Raw genomic sequence first — 19,049 nt, 5'->3', positions numbered from 1 at the left:
GCCCCAGGTGATCGTTTCAGCTTAAAGGGGAGATAGATGCGCTCAACCTCCACTGCGCATGACAGTACTTGTTGATAAGCTTGATTGGTCGGGGCGAGAGGATTTGAACCTCCGACCACTTGCACCCCATGCAAGTACGCTACCAGGCTGCGCTACGCCCCGACGTGGCGAATTATAACAATAAACCCGAAAGGTTAGAAAGCTGCGGAGTTCTCAATGGACGTCAATCGGATGTGAGCCAGTGCTTTACCAACCTCTTGCAGTCCATGAAATTGAAAAAAGAGAGCACTCAGGAGCGAAGCAACGCCAGTACATCCTGGATCTCGCTACGTAGCGACGCTAGATCGATAGATGAGGAAAGTGTGACAACCGGCAGGGGATTGACAAAACCCTGTCCCAGGCGCGCGCGTGCGCCATGGATGGTAAAGCCCTGCTCATAGAGCAACTCCCGAATGCGGCGAATCAGCAGCACTTCGTGGTGTTGATAGTAGCGCCGATTGCCCCGGCGCTTGACTGGTTTCAGTTGCGTAAACTCCTGTTCCCAGTAACGCAATACATGTGGCTTCACACCGCATAGTTCGCTTACTTCTCCAATCGTGAAATAGCGTTTGGCGGGAATAGGGGTAAGCGCAGTATCAGGCGTTATCTTTGCCATGCTGATTCTTTTCAACCATCGCCTTCAGTTTCTGGCTTGCGTGGAAAGTAACTACCCTGCGGGCGGTGATAGGAATTTCTTCGCCTGTTTTGGGATTTCGGCCGGGACGCTGGGGCTTGTCGCGTAACTGGAAATTACCGAATCCCGATAGCTTGACGCCGTCGCCATTTTGCAGCGCAATGCGAACCTCTTCGTAAAAAGACTCCACCATGTCCTTGGCTTCGCGTTTGTTGAAACCGACTTTTTCAAAGAGCAAATCCGCCAGCTCGGCCTTTGTTAAGGTCATAGTCTCCCTCTCACTTTTATTACTCTCAAACATCGTGCTCTATCTTCTGGTCAACTGCGCAGTCTTGCTCCAAACCTGTTTTCAAGAACACTTACCAGTTTTGCGACTACCTGATCAGCTTGTGCGTCAGTTAAAGTTTTTTCAGTATCTTGTAATAACATACGGAATGCAAGACTTTTTTTGTCGCTTTCCACCCCTTTCCCCTGGTATACATCAAAGAGCGCAATTTCAGAAATGATGGATAATTTCTCGCTCCGCATGCTGTCCAGAATCGCCTGCACGCTGACATCCTTCGGCACGAGCACAGCGATATCGCGCCGGATCAGGGGATACTTGGAAATTTCTGAAGCCTTTGGCAGCGTTCGGGCCAGCAGGACATCCATATTCAATTCGAACAGGACGACGGATCGAGCCAAACCCAGCTTCTGTTGCCAGCGGGGGTGAAGCTCCCCCAGAAAACCGCCAATACGGCCATCTATGGAAATCTCCGCGGACTTGCCCGGATGCAGGGCTGGATGACGCACGGCAGCGGCTCCAAGCTCCCCTGGCCACAACAGCGCCTCAATATCGGCTTTTGCATCATAGAAATCCACGGGACGGGCAGGCAAGCCCCACTGTTCCTCCACGACATCCCCATAGCAGAGTCCTGCCAGCTTTTCCTGTTGCGAGTAGCTCTGCCCATCTTTCTGGAAACAACCGCCGATTTCAAACAGGCGAATCCTGGATTGTTTACGGTTGAGATTGAACTGAAGATTAGAGATGAGTCCCCCCCAAAGGCTGCTGCGCATCACCGCCAATTGATTGGACAAAGGGTTTTTCAACGCGATAGGCGTCCTGTTACCCGCCAGCTCCGTTTCCCACGAGGTCTCGACGAAAGCATAATTGATGACTTCCTGGTAATCCCGCGCCACTAGAATTTGTCGCAGGCTTGATTGCGTTCGCCGGGTCTCGGGCGCAGAAAGTATGTCGAGTTTCGCTCGCGGCATGGTTGCAGCTATACGGTTGTATCCGTACATACGCGCCAACTCCTCGATCAGATCTTCTTCTATGGCAAGATCGAATCGGTAAGTGGGAGGCGTCACGTAAAATACTGCGTCTGTATTCAAAAAACCGAACTGCAGTCGGTGCAACAGCTCCGCTACGCGGCCTTCATCCAGCTCTACACCCAACACTCGTCCGACTCGCTCCAGACCCAGCCGGATGGGATCACGCGTTGGCAAGCTTCCACGGAGTTCAGTAACTGGTCCGGCCCTGCCCCCGCAGATATTCAGAATCAGGTCAGTTGCGCGCTCCATTGCTGCGCGCGTGGCGCCAAAATCGACGCCGCGTTCAAAACGATAGGCCGAATCCGAGCTGAACCCAAGCAAGAAGGATTTGCCGGCGATAACGTCGGGGCTGAAAAAAGCGCTCTCCAGAAACAAGTCGACGGCCCCTGAGGTGACCCCGCTTTCATTCCCACCCATGATACCTGCGAGCGCCAGCGGCTTGGTCTCATCTGCGATAACCAGCATATCGGGTTGCAGCACAAGATTCTCGCCATTCAGCAATTCGATACTTTCCCCCGGGCTGGCGAACCTGATGTGAATGGAACCGGCGAGACCACCCTGTATCCTTGCAAGATCAAAAGCATGCAGGGGCTGGCCAGTCTCCAGCATGACATAATTGGTCACATCCACCACAGCGTTGATAGCGCGCAACCCACTGCGTTCCAGTCGCTGCACCATCCATTGCGGGGTAACGACATCAAGAGAAATGCCACGTACTACCCGACCACAGTAGAGTGGACAGGCGACAGCCGCGTCCACATGGATTGCCAGGGTTTCGGCGATCTGTGCTGACACAGGCTTGATTTCGACGGATTGGAGATTTTGGGAAGTAATTGCCGCCACTTCTCTCGCTATGCCGGATAATCCCAGGCAATCGCCGCGGTTCGGCGTGAGTTTGAGAGCGAGAAGGTTGTCCTCGAGGTCGTAATACGCCCGAAAATCTGTTCCTACCGGCGCATCGGGCGAAAGCAGCAACAGGCCGGACGAAGTATCCTCCAATCCTAGTTCTTTGGCTGAACACAACATTCCCGTGGATTCGACTCCGCGTATCCTGGTCTGCTTTATGGTCATGCCCGGCAATTGCGCTCCTGGAAGAGCGCATGGCACCTTTATACCGGCGCGAACATTGGCGGCGCCGCAGACAATTTGCAAGGGCTCATCATTTCCTGTGGTATCGGCCTTCACCTCGCAAACCTGAAGATGATCCGCATCAGGATGTTTCTGAACCGATACCACTTCCGCTACCACCACCTTTTCAAAGGCTGGCGCGACCGGCTCGATGCTCTCGACTTCCAGTCCTGCCATCGTCAGCGCATGGGCAAGATCACGCGTCGACAAGGGAGGGTTTACAAAGGTACGCAGCCAGTTTTCTGAAAATTTCATAAATTTTACCGTTCAGCAGAGAAATGAACGTCATGCAGGGTCTTGTATTCAGCTTTGGATGCTCTTCTCATACACTGACCTGCGACTAAAGATCGCTCCGCAGTCCCTCTTAAGGGATCTGAATCCCGTCGCATATCACCATGCATTATTTTTCTTGGGGATTTTTTATATTTTTTCTTTTTATATTCCTGATTTGAGGTTTCAGTTGAACTGTTTCAGGAACCGCAAATCATTTTCGAAGAACAGCCGCAGGTCGTTTACCCCATATCTCAGCATCGCCAGACGCTCGACGCCTAAACCAAAAGCAAAGCCAACGTACTTTTGGCTGTCGATGTTGACATGCTTGAAGACATTGGGATGCACCATTCCACAGCCCAGCACTTCCAGCCAACCGGTGTAACTGCATACGCGACAGCCGGTTTTGCACATTACACAACCGATATCCATTTCGGCTGAAGGCTCGGTAAAAGGGAAAAAAGAAGAGCGAAAACGTACCGGCAGATCGTCGCGCTCGAAAAAATGCTGCATGAAATCAGACAGGATGCCTTTCAAAGCCGAGAAGTTGGCACTTTCATCAATCCATAAACCTTCTACCTGATGAAACATCGGAGTATGCGTCAGGTCGGAATCGCAACGGTAAACCCTCCCTGGCGCAATCACCTTCAGGGGAGGTGGATTGCTTTCCATGTATCGTATTTGAACGGGTGACGTATGGGTTCGCAATAGGTGCTCGCCTACGCCGCCGTTTTCGTCATCGACATAGAAAGTATCGTGCATGGCGCGAGCGGGATGGTTTTCCGGAATATTCAGCGCGGTGAAATTATAAAAATCGGTTTCGATCTCGGGGCCGGAAGCCACCGTGAATCCGACGGAATGAAACAGCGACTGAATTCGCTCGAGCGCGAGCGTAATGGGGTGGAGTCCACCCATTCCCGTTCCGCGTCCTGGCAAAGTGACATCCAGCTTTTCCCCTATTAACTGCTCTTCCAGCTTCTTTTCCTGTATCGCCTCACGACGGCGGCTCAACGCTGCCTCCAGCGACTCCTTCGCCTGATTGATACGGCTTCCCACTACGGGACGCTCTTCTGGCGGAATCTTGCCCAATCCCTTGAGCAACTCGGTCAGTTGCCCATGCCGCCCCAGATATCGCGCCTTGACCTGTTCCAGGTCGGCCATGTCCTCTGTTCGATTGAACAGCTCAATTGCTTCAGTAAGAAGATGATCCAGGTGAGTCATTCAAATAACAGTTTGATCAATGGGACGCTGCATATGAAAAGAGGAGGCCAGGCGTTTTTGCCTCAGCCTCCTCCCAGTCTTTTAATCCCGGAAACGCGCGAACGAAGCCCCGATTTCACGCCGGGCTTGCAAAAACGCTTCTAAATGGCCAAACTGGCTTTGGCCTGCTCCGCTATTTTTGCAAAGGCCGGCTTGTCGAATACAGCCAAATCTGCCAGGACCTTGCGATCCACCTCGATCTCGGCTTTCTTCAGGCCGTTCATGAACACGCTGTACGACAAACCGCACTCTCTGGCAGCGGCGTTGATGCGAGCGATCCAAAGGGCTCGAAACTCGCGTTTCTTCTGGCGGCGATCGCGATAGGCATATTGCCCCGCTTTCATCACCGCTTCCTTCGCTACGCGATAAACATTCTTGCGGCGACCCCGATAACCTTTCGCTAGGTCCAGTATTTTCTTGTGGCGAGCGTGAGCTGTTACACCACGTTTCACTCTTGGCATATCAGTCTCCTCCTATGCGTAGGGCATCATGGCGCGCACCGACGCCACATCGCTGAAGTGCACGTTCACGGAACCCCGCAACTGGCGCTTGCTTTTCGTCGTTTTCTTGGTAAGAATATGACGTTTGAATGCCTGCGAGCGCTTCACGGTACCGCCCGCCCTCACCGTAAAACGTTTTGCTGCACCACTCTTTGTTTTCATCTTTGGCATTACTTTGCTCCTGCTTTAACATGACACAAGGTGGTTCCCGAATGGAACGCTTTAAACCTTGGAATCACTTGTTTTCAATGAAATGAAACTGTGTCAGACCGACAGGAAATTACCATACCTGCCTCTCCATCCTGGACGCTATATCCCTGCCTCGCATCTCCCGATTCCATTCAACGGGTACAGGTACGGGACCTGAAATCGGTGAAAAATGAGTGGGCTAGTGCCGCTCAGGCTGGTTTTCGGTGGCAGTCTTCGGTTTTATTTCCTTTGGATCGGAGGTTTTTACTTCTTTGGAGTTCTTTATTTCTTTCTTTCGTGGAGATAACACCATCACCATCTGGCGTCCCTCCATTTTGGGAAATTGCTCCACTACCGCATGCGATTCCAGATCGCCTTTTATTCGCTCCAGCAACCGCACTCCAAATTCCTGATGAGCCATTTCCCGCCCGCGGAAGCGAAGGGTAATTTTGGCTTTATCGCCTTCATCCAGGAAGGTGATCAGATTGCGCAGCTTGATGTTGTAATCACCCTCGTCGGTATTGGGACGAAACTTGACTTCCTTTATCTGAATCTGTTTTTGTTTGAGCTTGGCTTCGTGCTTTTTCTTGCTTTCCTGATACCGAAATTTCCCGTAATCCATCAGGCGGCATACGGGAGGTTTGGCGGTAGGTGCGATTTCAACCAAATCCACCTCCGCTTCTTCCGCCAGATTGTTGGCGGCTGCCAGAGGGACTATACCTATCTGCTCTCCATCTACACCAATCAAGCGCACCTCGGGCGCAGTAATCTCATAATTGATGCGTGCTGCTTTTTCTTGAACTATAGTAACTCCCAAAATCTGTTAATGAATCAAGCCGCCCCGGCTCGGGTGCGGATCTCTTCCTCAAGACGGTCCACCACCGCCGGCAATGTCATTTGACCAAGATCAGAGCCAGTGCGGGTACGTACAGCCACCCTCTGCGCTGCCACTTCCTTATCACCCACGATGATTTGATAGGGCAGTTTTTGCAGACTATGTTCTCGTATTTTATAAGTTATTTTTTCATTTCTCAAGTCCGCATACGCTCGAATTCCGGCCCGCCTGAGTTCTTCGGTCACTTCTCGGGCATAATCGGCCTGCCCTTCCGAGATATTCAGTACGACTGCATGATCCGGCGACAACCATAGCGGCAGTGCTCCCGCATGATTTTCGATAAGAATGCCGATAAAACGCTCCAGTGAGCCGAGGATTGCGCGGTGAAGCATTACCGGTATCTGCCGGGAGTTATCCTCAGCCACAAACTCTGCCCCGAGACGTTCCGGCATGGAAAAATCCAGTTGCAAGGTGCCACACTGCCAGATGCGACCGATACTGTCCTTGAGCGAAAACTCTATTTTCGGCCCGTAGAACGCACCTTCACCGGGTTGCAGTTCCCAGATGAGGTTTTTGTGATTCAGCGCGGATCGCAGCGCTTCTTCCGCCTTGTCCCACTGCTCTTCGGAACCTACGCGCTTTGCGGGACGGGTGGAAAGTTTCACCAGGATGTCATTAAAGCCAAAATCGTTGTAAACCTTCTGCAAGAGATCGATAAACTGGACGGCCTCATCTTGCACTTGGGACTCGGTGCAGAAGATGTGAGCATCGTCCTGAGTGAAAGCTCGCACCCGCATGATCCCATGCAGTGCTCCGGAAGGCTCGTTACGGTGACAGGAACCGAATTCCGCGAGTCGGAGCGGCAGGTCGCGATAACTTTTCAGCCCCTGCTTGAACACCTGCACATGCCCCGGACAATTCATCGGCTTGACGGAAAATTCCCGGTCTTCGGCCTGCGTCACGAACATATTCTCGCGGAAGTTTTCCCAGTGTCCGGAACGCTCCCACAAACCCTTGTCCAGTACGGAAGGCGTGCGGATTTCGAGATAGCCGTTATTGCGGAAGATGTCCCGCATGTACTGTTCGACCTGTTGCCAGACGACCCATCCCTTCGGATGCCAGAACACCATTCCAGGCGCTTCTTCCTGAAGGTGAAACAGACCCAGTTGCTTACCGAGCTTGCGGTGATCGCGTTTTTCCGCTTCTTCAAGACGGCGCAGATATGCATTCTGATCGTCTTTATTGGTCCATGCAGTCCCATAGATCCGCTGTAACATTTCGTTATGCGCATCCCCGCGCCAATAGGCGCCCGCAAGTTTCATCAGCTTGAAAACTTTCAGGCGAGATGTGGCGGGCACATGGGGACCGCGGCATAAATCGGTAAAATTTCCCTGAGAATACAGGGAAACGTCCTCATTGCCGGGAATGGCTTCGATGATCTGTGCCTTATAGTGTTCGCCCTGGTTCTTGAAAAAATTGATTGCCTCGGATCGATCCCAAACCTGACGCTCGACTTTCAGGTTGCGCGCGCTGATTTCAGCCATGCGTTTCTCGATTGCCGCCAGATCTTCGGGGGTGAATGGTCGCTTGTAGGAAAAATCGTAATAAAAGCCGTCCTCGATTACCGGTCCAATCGTGACCTGCGCTTCCGGAAACAATTCTTTCACCGCATGCGCTAGCAGATGGGCGCTGGAATGACGAATGATCTCGAGCCCTTCCGCATCCTTTTCCGTGATGATGGCTACATCGCTGTCATTTTCGATACGAGCGGAAAGGTCGACCAGCTTGCCGTTCACTTTGCCTGCAAGCGCAGCACGAGCCAGTCCAGCACCTATCGAAGCTGCAACCTCACCCACCGTTACAGGATGCTCATACACGCGCTCCGAACCATCCGGCAAACGAACTACAGCCACGGCTTCTCCCTTTGATAAGTAAGACTGACTAAAAATCCTGATTTTACAGGATTCAGCGGCACGGAGGGGGTTGGGGCGGGGACGTGTCGGAAAAAGCGGTTTCTGGTTGGGGTTAGAGAAGATTTTGCGAAGAATTCAAGGCGAACGGAAAAAGGAATGCGCGGACAGTGCATCATCCGCGCACTCGGATCCTTGGTGCAAAACGGGAACTCCCGAATCAAGAGTCCGTAGTTGGATCTGCTGTTATAAGCTCGCTTCGCGCTCGAGTAATTCTTCTACCCTGACACCCGTTTCTGTCCGGCCGCCAAATACGGTTCCCACCTTCTTTTTGTTGAGATGTTCAAGGTTAGTGCTATAGGCTTGCGGGGGCAGCGGAAAAAATTTGACTTCTTTCACCAGCGCCGGCGCATTTTTCATGTAGAACTCAACCAGTTCCCTGACCTCTGGTTTTTCCGCTGATTTGATATTTACGTAAATGAAAATCGGACGGGATAAAGGCTGATAACTGCCATCTTCCACTGTTTTTTCAGAGGGGAGCACAGGACCCTTTCCCGAATCGATGGCCACCGCTTTGAGCTTTTTCTGGTTTTCAACATAGTAGGCAAAACCGAAAAAACCCAGCGCATTCTTGTCGCTGGCGACCCCTTGTACCAGTACGTTGTCGTCTTCGGAAGCAGTGAAATCACCTCGACTGGATTTGGTTTTACCTACGATCGCTTCGGTAAAGTAGTCGAAGGTGCCCGAATCGGCACCCGCTCCATAGAGCGTCAGTTTTTCATCGGGCCATGCCGGATTTGCCTGGTTCCATTTGATGATTTTACCTTGTGCCTCGGGTTCCCAGATCTTCTTCAGCTCGGCGACGGTGAGCGTTTTTGCCCAGTCATTCTTGGGATTGATCACCACCGTTAACGCATCGAATGCTACCGGCATTTCAACGTACTGGATACCGGATTTTTTGCATTCCTCCATTTCCTTCTGCAGAATGGGACGGGAAGCATTCACGATATCCGTTTCGCCGCGGCAGAATTTTTTGAAACCTCCACCAGTACCGGAGATACCGACGGTTACTCTTACCGCCCCTTTCTTCGCATTCTGGAAATCTTCCGCTACCGCCTCGGTAATGGGAAAAACAGTGCTCGAGCCATCTATCTTAACCAGCCCCGCCGCATTCGCACCAGCAATCATACCTATAGTGGCGGCACTGAACACTGCGCCCAGCACCGCTGACCTTGTCAGTCCCATCCGATTCAATGATTTCAACATTTCATTCCCCGTTCAATTAAACAGACCATCCTTTTTTCCAGCTGCCATGCTAGGTCATGAGTATTGCGTTTTTGTGACATCCTGTGCCCGGAGCAACCAGAGCAGATAAGGTGGATTCCTCCATGAATTAATTTTCCCAAGAAGAACGGGTAGAAAAAATTTTGACCGGGGGGAAGAGGCAAGATGTCCTTTGATTCAGTTCGGCACGGCCTTTTCAACCGATCTCTCTGCCGCCGCATTTCGCACAACCTCCGCTATTTTCTCCGCCCAGTGTTTGACTTTCTGCCCGGACTCGCCTTCTACCATTACCCTTATCAACGGTTCCGTACCCGAGGCACGCAGAAGTACCCGGCCCGTGGTATCGAGATCGCTTTCGGCCTCTGTCTGAGCGGTTTTGATAGCGAGACTGTTGTGCGCATCAAATCCCTTGGGCACCCTGACATTGATCAGTTGCTGCGGATAGAGCGTCACGTCCGATGCTAGCTCGGCCAAGGTCTTGCCGGAATCACGTATCGCGTAGAGTACCTGTAGTGCCGAAATGATTCCGTCACCGGTGGTATGTTTGTCGAGGCAGATAATGTGGCCGGAACCTTCGCCGCCCAGCTGCCAATTTTTTATCTGCAGTAGTTCCAGCACATAGCGATCGCCGACATTCGCGCGCGCAAAAGAAATATCCAGTTTCTTTAACCCGTTTTCAATCGCCAGATTCGTCATGAGCGTACCCGCCACCCCCCCCTTGAGCAGCCCGTTTTGTTTTCGATGTTTCGCGATGAGATAAATCAACTGGTCGCCGTCGTAAAGCACGCCCTCGCCATCGGTCATGATTACGCGATCACCATCCCCATCCAATGCCACTCCGATATCTGCCTGATGGTGCCGGACTGCTTCCTGCAGGGTCGCGCCATGCGTTGCGCCACACTCGTGATTGATATTGAGACCGTCGGGATGAATTCCAATCGCAACCACTTCGGCGCCCAGTTCATGCAGTACAGGACCGGCAATCTGATAGGTGGCACCATGGGCGCAATCGACCACGATACGCAGACCCCGCAGATCGAGGTGATTTGGAAAAGTGCTTTTGCAGAACTCAATATAGCGTCCTCTTGCATCATTGACGCGCCGCGCTTTTCCGAGCTGCGCCGACGGCATTGCCTTGAGAGGCGCGTTCAATCCCGCTTCAATCTCCTGCTCGGTCGCATCGGGTAATTTGGTCCCGAGGGCAGAAAAAAACTTGATGCCATTATCCTCGAAAGGATTGTGGGAAGCCGAAATGACGATGCCTGCCTGCAAACGCAGGGCACGGGTGAGATAGGCAACTGCGGGAGTGGGCATTGGACCTGAAAGCAGGACATCCACCCCGGCTGCGGAAAGCCCTGCCTGTAACGCTGATTCCAGCATATAGCCTGATATGCGCGTATCCTTGCCGATCAATACTGCCGGGCGCTCTCCTTTTGAAAGATGCCAGTCCGAGGAAGTCAGAACCTTGCCGGCAGAATAGCCCAGATGTATCACGAATTCGGGCGTGATAGGCGCTTCTCCTACGCGTCCGCGTATGCCGTCAGTTCCAAAATATTTTCTTGTCATTGGAAGAAATCCATTGGTTATCGAAATGAATTGAATTCAACTGAGGGTTTCCACCGTGAAGTGAGCGGATGATGCATTCTCCCGTGCAGAGCCTCGGTCGTAAACGGCATTGTAAACGGCGAGCGCATCCCGGGTTGCCCGGACGTCATGCACGCGGAGGATGGCCGCACCCTTCATCGCCGCTATCAATGCTGCCGCTATGCTGGCATGAATCCGGTTATTTATGTCACTGCCCGTGATTTTTCCGAGCATCGATTTGCGAGAGAGACCTATCAGCATCGGTACTCCAAGATCGAGAAACTGATCGAGATGGCGTAATAGTTCGATATTATGAACCTGGTTTTTACCAAAACCAAAGCCCGGATCGACTATCAGTCGCTCCCGCGGAATACCTGCGGCTTGCGCAGCCTCCAGACGCCGCTTCAAAAAAGCTTTGACATCCTGCACTACATCATCATATTGGGGATTGACCTGCATATTGGCGGGTTCACCCTGCATATGCATGAGGCAAGCCATCACACCTCCTTCTGCGACCGCCTCCAGCGCACCCGGGATCTGGAGTGCCCTCACATCGTTAATCATCACGGCCCCCGCGGCGATGGCAGCTCGCATGACTTCGGGTTTGGAAGTATCGACCGAAACCTGCACATTCTGGTTTGCCAATTCTTCCACTACCGGGATAATCCGACGTAATTCCTCTTCGACAGAAACCGGGGTGCTGCCAGGACGCGTTGATTCACCGCCGACGTCCAGCAGATCTGCCCCTTCTTCCATCAAATGAAAAGCATGACTCAGGGCATGTTCAGTCGAAGCGAACAAGCCGCCATCCGAAAAGGAGTCAGGAGTTATATTGACAACGCCCATTACAAGAGGGCGATGAGGAAGCCTGAAAATTTCTACAGGCGGGATAGAAGATGGTGACACCGAGACTCACCCATTGCGGAGTAATTTTCTTTTCTATGAACCGGAAAAAGGCGGTATGAAAAAGATGGGACGAAAAAGACAGGACAAAAAAGATGGATGAAAAAGGCGGAACGAACCCGCCTTTTTCATTGTTTACTGTTCAACAGTAACTTCCTTGCCTAAGCTTCCTGCGCGGGTGTCGCTGTAGGCGCAGGCGCCGCGGGGGGTGCATTATCCTTGGGCGGCGTTGGAACAGTCCTGCTTGGCTTGGGAGGCCGAGGCGTACGGCCTTCCATGATGTCGCCTATTTGCTCCGCGTCTATGGTTTCCCATTCCAGCAGTGCTTTGGCCATAACCTCGATCTTATCGCGATTTTCTTCGATCAGCTTGCGCGCCAGACTGTACTGCGTATCGATGATGCGGCGAATTTCTATATCCACCTTCTGCATGGTCGCTTCGCTGACATTCTTGTGGGTTGTGACGGAACGACCTAGAAACACTTCTCCCTCGTTCTCGCCATAAACCATCGGGCCAAGCGAATCAGACATGCCCCATTGGGTGACCATGCGTCTCGCCATCTCTGTCGCACGCTCAAAATCATTGGATGCACCGGTCGTCATCTGGCCCATGAAGACTTCCTCGGCGATACGGCCGCCGAACAGAACCGCAATATTCTGCAGGATTTCCTCACGGTCCATGCTGAAACGGTCTTCGGTTGGCAGTTGCATGGTCACACCCAGTGCCCGCCCCCGTGGGATAATGGAAACCTTGTGTACCGGGTCGGTCTTGGGTAACAACTGGGCAACCACCGCATGCCCGGATTCATGATAAGCAGTATTGCGCCGCTCACGTTCCGGCATCAGAACGGATTTGCGCTCTGCACCCATGAAAATCTTGTCCTTGGCCCGCTCGAAATCCTCCATGTCGACGAGCCGCTTGTTGCTGCGCGCAGCAAACAGGGCGGCCTCATTCACCAGATTGGCGAGATCGGCTCCGGACATCCCCGGGGTTCCGCGGGCGAGGGTTTCGGCGTGTACATCGGGCGCGATCGGCACCTTGCGCATGTGCACGTGCAATATCTGCTCACGGCCGCGGATATCGGGGAGCGGCACCGTCACCTGCCGGTCGAAACGACCGGGACGCAACAGCGCAGGGTCGAGCACATCCGGGCGGTTGGTAGCTGCGATGACAATCACACCCGCAGTGCCTTCGAAACCATCCATTTCCACCAGCAACTGATTGAGCGTCTGTTCGCGCTCATCATTGCCACCACCGAGACCCGCGCCACGCTGACGCCCGACCGCATCGATCTCGTCGATGAAAATAATGCAGGGAGCATGCTTCTTCGCTTGCTCGAACATATCGCGCACTCTGGCTGCACCCACCCCCACAAACATTTCCACAAAATCGGAGCCGGAGATACTGAAGAAGGGTACCTTGGCTTCACCAGCAATAGCACGCGCCAGGAGCGTTTTACCCGTACCCGGATTTCCCACCATCAACACGCCGCGGGGGATACGTCCTCCCAGTTTCTGGAACTTGCTGGGATCGCGCAGGAATTCCACCAGTTCGGAAACCTCCTCCTTGGCTTCTTCACAACCTGCAACGTCGGCAAACGTCACCTGGTTGGTGGATTCGTCGAGCATGCGCGCCTTGCTTTTCCCGAACGAAAAGGCACCGCCGCCACGACCCCCACCCTGCATCTGCCGCATGAAGAAAATCCATACCCCGATCAGCAGAAGCATGGGGAACCAGGAAACGAAGATATTCATCAGGAGAGAAGGTTCTTCCTCCGGCTTGGCATCTATGATGACACCCGCCTTAAGCAGATCGCTCACCATCCATGGATCCGAGGGCGTGTACGTCGTAAAACGTCTGCCATCGGTTTTCGTACCCTTCAGCGTGCGGCCTTCTATAGTTACTTTGGCGATCCTGCCCTGTTTCACCTCGTCGATGAACTGGGAATATTCCATCGGTGCTTGCCCCGACTGCCGTGTACTGAACTGATTGAACACCGTCATCAGCACAAGAGCAATCACCAGCCAGATGGCCATGTTTTTAATGAGATTGTTCAAAGTAGCTCCTTGGCTTGCGCCGTCAAAATACTCGAATGTTTCATTCTAAACCCATTTCTAGATTTAGAATAGCTGTTATCCCTGCTACTAGCCTCCAGGTTCGCGCGGGATCTGCAACCTCTCAACCCCTATATATTTACTGCTACTGCGTTGACATGCGAACCGGGAATGTCTAATCCCGCTTCCCCAGCCCCAGCAAATAGGTTTCACTGCTCCGACCTCGTGATGCCAAGGGTTTACGTGTTACCACCCGACCGAATGTAGCGCGCATCGCGCGAAAAAACTCGTCAAAACCAGAACCTTGAAACACTTTGACGAGGAAGTTGCCGCCAGAGTTCAACCGCTCGTTACAAAACTCGAGAGCCAACTCCGCCAGATGCATGCCACGCGTTTGATCAATTATCCCTATGCCCGTTATATTAGGTGACATATCGCAAATTACAAGGTCAACGGGCAAATCCTTCAATTGTTCCTTCAATTCGGCCAGGACAGACGCTTCGCGGAAATCTCCCTGAATGAAGGTTACGCCGGATATGGGCGCCATTTCCAGGATATCCACAGCTACGGCTCTACCCTTGCCCATGAGCTTCTCCGCTGCTACCTGCGACCACCCGCCGGGAGCGGCGCCAAGATCTACTACCGTCATGCCCGGCTTGAACAAGTGATCGCGTTCGGCGATCTCCATCAGCTTATAGGCCGCGCGTGAGCGGTAGCCCTCCTTTTTCGCCTGCTTGACAAAAAAATCATTCACATGCTCCTTCATCCAGGCCTTGCTGGTTTTGGTTCGCTTCATCGCGTAAAATGATCGTCGTGAAAGAAGATATGTTAGCACTTACTCCGGATTTCCGACGCGAGCTCAAGGCGCGCGCGCATGCCCTCAAGCCAGTCGTCTGGATAGGCGCAGCGGGTTTATCGGACAACGTGGTGAACGAACTGGATCAGCGGCTTAAAAGCCACGAACTGATCAAAATCAAAGTGGCGAGTGACGACTGGGAAATACGAAACGCGTTACTGGAGAAAATTTGCGGACGCCTCAATGCTGCACCTGTGCAGCACATCGGCAAGATGCTGGTGATTTACCGTCCTGAGCCCGAAAAAACAAAGAACTGAAGCAAACCGAGGATGGGTCCACTGGCAATGAGTCAACCGAGGTGCCCATTGGCCTTGACCGCTCCGCTCGTGGACTAATATGGATTCCCATATCCGCATCCGGAGGAACGTGCCCCGGCGAGAACACATTCGGACAGGACCTATATATTCAAATTATTCAAATTCAAGATAAAAAAGTGCGGGAGTTCCCAGCCCCGCGCCTGGGAACTTCCTCAAATGTATCTCACATCGAGAATTTCATACTCCCGCACCCCGCCCGGCGCCATCACTTCAGCCACATCCCCGGGATATTTGCCTATCAGAGCGCGAGAGATAGGGGAACTGATGGAAATCTTTCCCTCCTTGATATCCGCTTCATCATCCCCGACAATCTGATAAGTAACGATTGTGGCAGACTCGACATCCTCCAAATCAATGGTTGCACCGAATACGCAGGCTCCATCCGCATCCAGCGTCGTAGGATCGATGATCTGTGCATTGGAGAGCTTGCTCTCAAGTTCAGCGATACGTCCTTCGATAAAACCCTGACGTTCCTTGGCCGCCTCGTATTCGGCGTTTTCGGAAAGATCACCATGGGCTCGAGCTTCCGCAATGGCCGCAATCACGGCGGGTCGCTGAACTGTTTTCATCTCATGCAATTCGGCGCGCAGTTTTCCCGCGCCTGTCACTGTCAAGGGAATTGTACTCATAGTCTCTTCTGCTACCTGTTTTGGATCGGGTGTGCCTGTTGTTCGATATTGCTATACCGGAGCCCAGCCTCCTTGGGCAATTCAAAATTTAAATTCAAAGTTCTCGCTTCAGGAAGCGGCGTTCAGAAAGGCCGCCTCCCGCGATTCGTGGAGTTGCTGCAACCCATAGGCATGCAATTCCTGCATGTTTGCCATGCCTATGCAGGCGGCCCGCGCCCCGGCTAACGTAGTATAGTATGTTACCCGCGCCTGCAGTACCGCATGGCGAATCGAGTAGGAGTCATGGACGCTCCGCTTGTCTTCCACCGTATTGATGATCAAGTCCATCTCCCCGTTCTTGATCATGTCTACGATGTGGGGACGTCCTTCCGACATCTTGTTTACAGGCGTCACGGATAGTCCTGCCGCACTCAGAACCGCGGCGGTGCCCCGGGTAGCATAAAGCGTAAACCCTAGCTGAGCAAGATTGCGGGCGATTTCAACCACGCGCGGTTTGTCCGCCTGGCGTACGCTTATGAAGACCTTCCCGCTCCGCGGAAGTTTCACTCCCGCCGCCAACTGGGACTTGACGAAGGCTTCTGCAAATGTCTGCCCCACTCCCATCACTTCACCGGTCGATTTCATTTCGGGTCCGAGTATGGTGTCCACACCGGGAAACTTGATAAAAGGGAAGACAGCTTCCTTGACCGAATAATAGTCCGGAATTACTTCACGAACCCTGTCCTGGTGGACCAGGCTCAACCCTGTCATGCAACGGGCGGATATTTTTGCCAGGGGGATGCCGGTAGCCTTGGAGACGAAAGGCACCGTGCGGGACGCTCTTGGATTGACTTCCAGTACGTAGACAATATCGTTCTGGATGGCGAATTGCACGTTCATCAGACCCACCACGTTGAGGGCGCGCGCCATTGCCGCAGTCTGACGGCGCAACTCGTCCTGCAACCGGGCGGATAAGCTGTAGGGAGGCAGCGAACAGGCGGAGTCGCCTGAATGCACGCCCGCCTGTTCGATGTGCTCCATGATGCCTCCGATCAGGACGTTCTCTCCGTCCGAAACCGCATCCACGTCCACTTCTACCGCATCGTTCAGAAAATGATCCAGTAGCACCGGGGAATCGTGCGAGACCTTTACCGCCTCTTTCATGTAGCGCTCCAGGTGCGTCTGCTCATGGACGATTTCCATGGCCCGCCCGCCCAATACATAGCTCGGGCGTACCACCAGCGGATAACCGATCTCTTCCGCCGCAGCGAGTGCCTCCTCCGCCGTGCGCGCAGTACGATTGGGCGGCTGTTTCAGCCCAAGCTGGTGCAGCATTTTCTGAAAACGTTCCCTATCCTCCGCGCAATCGATCATATCCGGACTGGTGCCAATAATCGGCACCCCATTTGCCTCGAGATCGCGCGCAAGTTTCAGCGGAGTCTGGCCCCCGAATTGCACGATGACACCCGAAGGCTTCTCGACCGCTACTATTTCGAGCACATCCTCCAGCGTCAAAGGTTCGAAATAAAGACGGTCGGACGTATCGTAATCGGTCGAAACCGTTTCAGGGTTGCAGTTGACCATGATGGTCTCGAAACCATCCTCGCGCAAAGCCAGGGCGGCGTGGACACAGCAGTAGTCGAACTCGATACCCTGGCCGATGCGGTTGGGTCCCCCCCCCAGCACCATGATTTTCTTATTATCGCTTGGCAGCGCCTCGCATTCTTCTTCGTAAGTGGAATACATGTAGGCCGTATATGTCGCGAATTCGGCCGCGCAGGTATCGACACGCTTGTACACCGGCCGCAGATTGAGTTGATGACGTCGTGAGCGGACCTCCTCGGGTGTCACACTCATCAGCCGGGCAAGTCGCCGGTCGGAAAAGCCGCTGCGTTTCAGCTTGCGGAACGTGGAAAAATCAAGCGCATCCAGCGCCGTTCCCGCAATCGACCGTTCCTGCCGTATCAAATCTTCTATCTGCGTCAGAAACCAGGGATCGATGTGAGTGTGCGCATGTATCTCATCAAATGCTATGCCGCAGCGAAAGGCATCCGCAACATACCAGATTCGCTCGGGACCAGGATCTGCCAGTTCGGCCTCGACAGTTTCAATATCGGCCGTTTTTTCGTCCAGTCCATCAACCCCGATTTCCAGCCCGCGCAACGCTTTCTGCAGAGATTCCTGAAATGTCCGTCCGATGGCCATGACTTCCCCTACCGATTTCATCTGGGTGGTGAGGCGATCGTTGGCCTGGGGAAATTTCTCGAAGGCAAACCGCGGTATCTTGGTGACGACGTAATCTATGGACGGCTCGAAAGATGCCGGCATTGCGCCGCCCGAAATATCGTTCCTGAGTTCGTCCAAGGTGTAGCCCACGGCAAGCTTGGCTGCCACCTTGGCAATGGGAAACCCGGTAGCTTTTGAAGCCAGTGCAGATGAGCGTGAAACCCGAGGATTCATTTCAATCACGAGCATGCGCCCGTCCTCCGGATTGATGGCAAACTGCACGTTGGAGCCGCCGGTTTCAACCCCGATTTCGCGCAAGACCGCTATGGAGGCATCGCGCATGATCTGATATTCCTTATCGGTCAGCGTTTGCGCGGGTGCAACCGTGATGGAGTCGCCTGTGTGAACACCCATGGGATCAACGTTTTCGATGGCACAGACAATAATGCAGTTGTCTTTCCTGTCGCGTATGACTTCCATCTCGAACTCTTTCCAGCCGATAACCGATTCCTCGATCAGCAGTTCCTTCGTCGGGGAGGCTTCCAGCCCGCGCTCGCAGATTTCGAGAAATTCCTCGCGGTTATAGGCGATACCGCCGCCACTCCCCCCCAGCGTGAATGACGGACGGATAATGGCGGGATAACCCACCATTGCCTGGACCTGCAATGCTTCCTCCAGGCTATGAGCAATGGCGGAGCGCGCAGAACCCAGACCGATACGCGTCATGGCCTGCTTGAATTTTTCGCGATCCTCGGCCTTGTCGATTGCTTCGCGCGAGGCACCGATCAATTCGACCCCGTATTTGTCCAGCACACCGTTCTTTGCCAGGTCCAGCGCGCAGTTCAATGCTGTCTGTCCACCCATGGTGGGCAGTAACGCGTCCGGACGTTCAATGGCAATGATTTTTTCGACCATCGGCCAGATGATAGGCTCGATGTAGGTCACATCGGCCGTTTCAGGATCCGTCATGATCGTGGCCGGATTGGAATTCACCAGAATGGTCCGGTAACCTTCTTCCCTCAGCGCTTTGCACGCCTGGGCACCGGAATAATCAAACTCGCACGCTTGGCCGATAATGATGGGACCCGCGCCGATGATGAGGATAGACTTGATGTCGTTACGTTTAGGCATAAGTGGG

General features: G+C 53.3%; 16 protein-coding genes and 1 tRNA gene. 1 reads left to right on the top strand and 16 read right to left on the bottom strand.

Features of this window, described 5'->3' with window-relative positions; genetic code table 11:
* Positions 1 to 85 precede the first annotated feature (85 nt).
* The 14 genes from BMW46_RS04680 to BMW46_RS04615 form a co-directional block, all read right to left on the bottom strand.
* Positions 86 to 162, bottom strand: a tRNA-Pro gene (locus BMW46_RS04680).
* Between the two features lie 127 nt (positions 163 to 289).
* The gene (locus tag BMW46_RS04675) at positions 290 to 655 is read right to left on the bottom strand and encodes a MerR family transcriptional regulator (RefSeq protein WP_074705316.1); all 366 of its coding nucleotides are present in this window, start codon (positions 653 to 655) and stop codon (positions 290 to 292) included.
* On the bottom strand, positions 636 to 941 hold the full coding sequence (locus BMW46_RS04670; RefSeq protein WP_011379855.1) for an integration host factor subunit alpha: 306 nt from the start codon (positions 939 to 941) through the stop codon (positions 636 to 638). Before BMW46_RS04670 ends, BMW46_RS04675 begins: the two co-directional genes overlap by 20 nt.
* A gap of 50 nt (positions 942 to 991) precedes the next feature.
* Positions 992 to 3,370 (bottom strand): phenylalanine--tRNA ligase subunit beta, encoded by a 2,379-nt coding sequence (gene pheT / locus BMW46_RS04665; protein ID WP_074705313.1) that lies wholly within the window; start codon positions 3,368 to 3,370, stop codon positions 992 to 994.
* A gap of 201 nt (positions 3,371 to 3,571) precedes the next feature.
* Positions 3,572 to 4,606, bottom strand: a complete 1,035-nt coding sequence (gene pheS, locus BMW46_RS04660; protein WP_074705310.1) for a phenylalanine--tRNA ligase subunit alpha — start codon at positions 4,604 to 4,606, stop codon at positions 3,572 to 3,574.
* Positions 4,607 to 4,746: 140 nt separating this feature from the next.
* Positions 4,747 to 5,106, bottom strand: coding sequence for a 50S ribosomal protein L20 (gene rplT / locus BMW46_RS04655; protein WP_011379852.1), 360 nt, complete (start codon positions 5,104 to 5,106; stop codon positions 4,747 to 4,749).
* A 12-nt stretch (positions 5,107 to 5,118) separates the two neighbouring features.
* Entirely contained in the window at positions 5,119 to 5,316 is a 198-nt protein-coding gene (gene rpmI / locus BMW46_RS04650; protein ID WP_011379851.1) for a 50S ribosomal protein L35, read from the bottom strand.
* 217 nt (positions 5,317 to 5,533) lie between these two features.
* Positions 5,534 to 6,151 carry a translation initiation factor IF-3 gene (gene infC, locus BMW46_RS04645; protein WP_371113492.1) on the bottom strand — a complete coding sequence of 206 codons (618 nt, stop codon included), beginning with the start codon at positions 6,149 to 6,151 and terminating at the stop codon, positions 5,534 to 5,536.
* A gap of 14 nt (positions 6,152 to 6,165) precedes the next feature.
* Positions 6,166 to 8,082: a threonine--tRNA ligase gene (thrS, locus tag BMW46_RS04640; RefSeq protein WP_074705307.1), complete on the bottom strand. Its 1,917-nt coding sequence runs from the start codon at positions 8,080 to 8,082 to the stop codon at positions 6,166 to 6,168.
* A gap of 243 nt (positions 8,083 to 8,325) precedes the next feature.
* Positions 8,326 to 9,345, bottom strand: a complete 1,020-nt coding sequence (locus BMW46_RS04635) for a PstS family phosphate ABC transporter substrate-binding protein (protein ID WP_074705304.1) — start codon at positions 9,343 to 9,345, stop codon at positions 8,326 to 8,328.
* Positions 9,346 to 9,540: 195 nt separating this feature from the next.
* On the bottom strand, positions 9,541 to 10,929 hold the full coding sequence (glmM, locus tag BMW46_RS04630; protein ID WP_074705302.1) for a phosphoglucosamine mutase: 1,389 nt from the start codon (positions 10,927 to 10,929) through the stop codon (positions 9,541 to 9,543).
* 36 nt (positions 10,930 to 10,965) lie between these two features.
* Positions 10,966 to 11,793, bottom strand: a complete 828-nt coding sequence (gene folP, locus BMW46_RS04625) for a dihydropteroate synthase (RefSeq protein ID WP_074705299.1) — start codon at positions 11,791 to 11,793, stop codon at positions 10,966 to 10,968.
* Positions 11,794 to 12,011: 218 nt separating this feature from the next.
* Entirely contained in the window at positions 12,012 to 13,907 is a 1,896-nt protein-coding gene (gene ftsH / locus BMW46_RS04620) for an ATP-dependent zinc metalloprotease FtsH (protein ID WP_074705298.1), read from the bottom strand.
* 172 nt (positions 13,908 to 14,079) lie between these two features.
* The gene (locus BMW46_RS04615) at positions 14,080 to 14,700 is read right to left on the bottom strand and encodes an RlmE family RNA methyltransferase (RefSeq protein WP_074705295.1); all 621 of its coding nucleotides are present in this window, start codon (positions 14,698 to 14,700) and stop codon (positions 14,080 to 14,082) included.
* 29 nt (positions 14,701 to 14,729) lie between these two features.
* Here BMW46_RS04615 and yhbY point away from each other — a divergent pair, with 29 nt between their 5' ends.
* On the top strand, positions 14,730 to 15,017 hold the full coding sequence (yhbY, locus tag BMW46_RS04610; RefSeq protein WP_074705696.1) for a ribosome assembly RNA-binding protein YhbY: 288 nt from the start codon (positions 14,730 to 14,732) through the stop codon (positions 15,015 to 15,017).
* Positions 15,018 to 15,229: 212 nt separating this feature from the next.
* Here the strand turns inward: yhbY and greA are convergent, their stop codons facing one another.
* Both greA and carB read right to left on the bottom strand, forming a co-directional pair.
* Positions 15,230 to 15,706, bottom strand: a complete 477-nt coding sequence (gene greA / locus BMW46_RS04605) for a transcription elongation factor GreA (RefSeq protein ID WP_074705294.1) — start codon at positions 15,704 to 15,706, stop codon at positions 15,230 to 15,232.
* Between the two features lie 108 nt (positions 15,707 to 15,814).
* Positions 15,815 to 19,042 (bottom strand): carbamoyl-phosphate synthase large subunit, encoded by a 3,228-nt coding sequence (gene carB / locus BMW46_RS04600; protein WP_074705292.1) that lies wholly within the window; start codon positions 19,040 to 19,042, stop codon positions 15,815 to 15,817.
* Positions 19,043 to 19,049 lie beyond the last annotated feature (7 nt).

Source organism: Nitrosospira multiformis (assembly GCF_900111585.1).
Lineage (GTDB): Bacteria > Pseudomonadota > Gammaproteobacteria > Burkholderiales > Nitrosomonadaceae > Nitrosospira > Nitrosospira multiformis_B.
Note: the sequence above shows the minus strand (reverse complement) of the source record. Positions and strands in the feature narration are given on the sequence as shown.

Excerpts from the sequence above, each read along its gene's own strand:
- BMW46_RS04635 (WP_074705304.1), bottom strand. The coding sequence starts at position 9,345 with ATGTTGAAATCATTGAATCGGATGGGACTGACAAGGTCAGCGGTGCTG.
- pheS (WP_074705310.1), bottom strand. The coding sequence starts at position 4,606 with ATGACTCACCTGGATCATCTTCTTACTGAAGCAATTGAGCTGTTCAAT.
- BMW46_RS04670 (WP_011379855.1), bottom strand. The coding sequence starts at position 941 with ATGACCTTAACAAAGGCCGAGCTGGCGGATTTGCTCTTTGAAAAAGTC.
- BMW46_RS04675 (WP_074705316.1), bottom strand. The coding sequence starts at position 655 with ATGGCAAAGATAACGCCTGATACTGCGCTTACCCCTATTCCCGCCAAA.
- greA (WP_074705294.1), bottom strand. The coding sequence starts at position 15,706 with ATGAGTACAATTCCCTTGACAGTGACAGGCGCGGGAAAACTGCGCGCC.
- carB (WP_074705292.1), bottom strand. The coding sequence starts at position 19,042 with ATGCCTAAACGTAACGACATCAAGTCTATCCTCATCATCGGCGCGGGT.
- yhbY (WP_074705696.1), top strand. The coding sequence starts at position 14,730 with ATGTTAGCACTTACTCCGGATTTCCGACGCGAGCTCAAGGCGCGCGCG.
- folP (WP_074705299.1), bottom strand. The coding sequence starts at position 11,793 with ATGGGCGTTGTCAATATAACTCCTGACTCCTTTTCGGATGGCGGCTTG.
- pheT (WP_074705313.1), bottom strand. The coding sequence starts at position 3,370 with ATGAAATTTTCAGAAAACTGGCTGCGTACCTTTGTAAACCCTCCCTTG.
- BMW46_RS04615 (WP_074705295.1), bottom strand. The coding sequence starts at position 14,700 with ATGAAGCGAACCAAAACCAGCAAGGCCTGGATGAAGGAGCATGTGAAT.
- rplT (WP_011379852.1), bottom strand. The coding sequence starts at position 5,106 with ATGCCAAGAGTGAAACGTGGTGTAACAGCTCACGCTCGCCACAAGAAA.
- glmM (WP_074705302.1), bottom strand. The coding sequence starts at position 10,929 with ATGACAAGAAAATATTTTGGAACTGACGGCATACGCGGACGCGTAGGA.
- rpmI (WP_011379851.1), bottom strand. The coding sequence starts at position 5,316 with ATGCCAAAGATGAAAACAAAGAGTGGTGCAGCAAAACGTTTTACGGTG.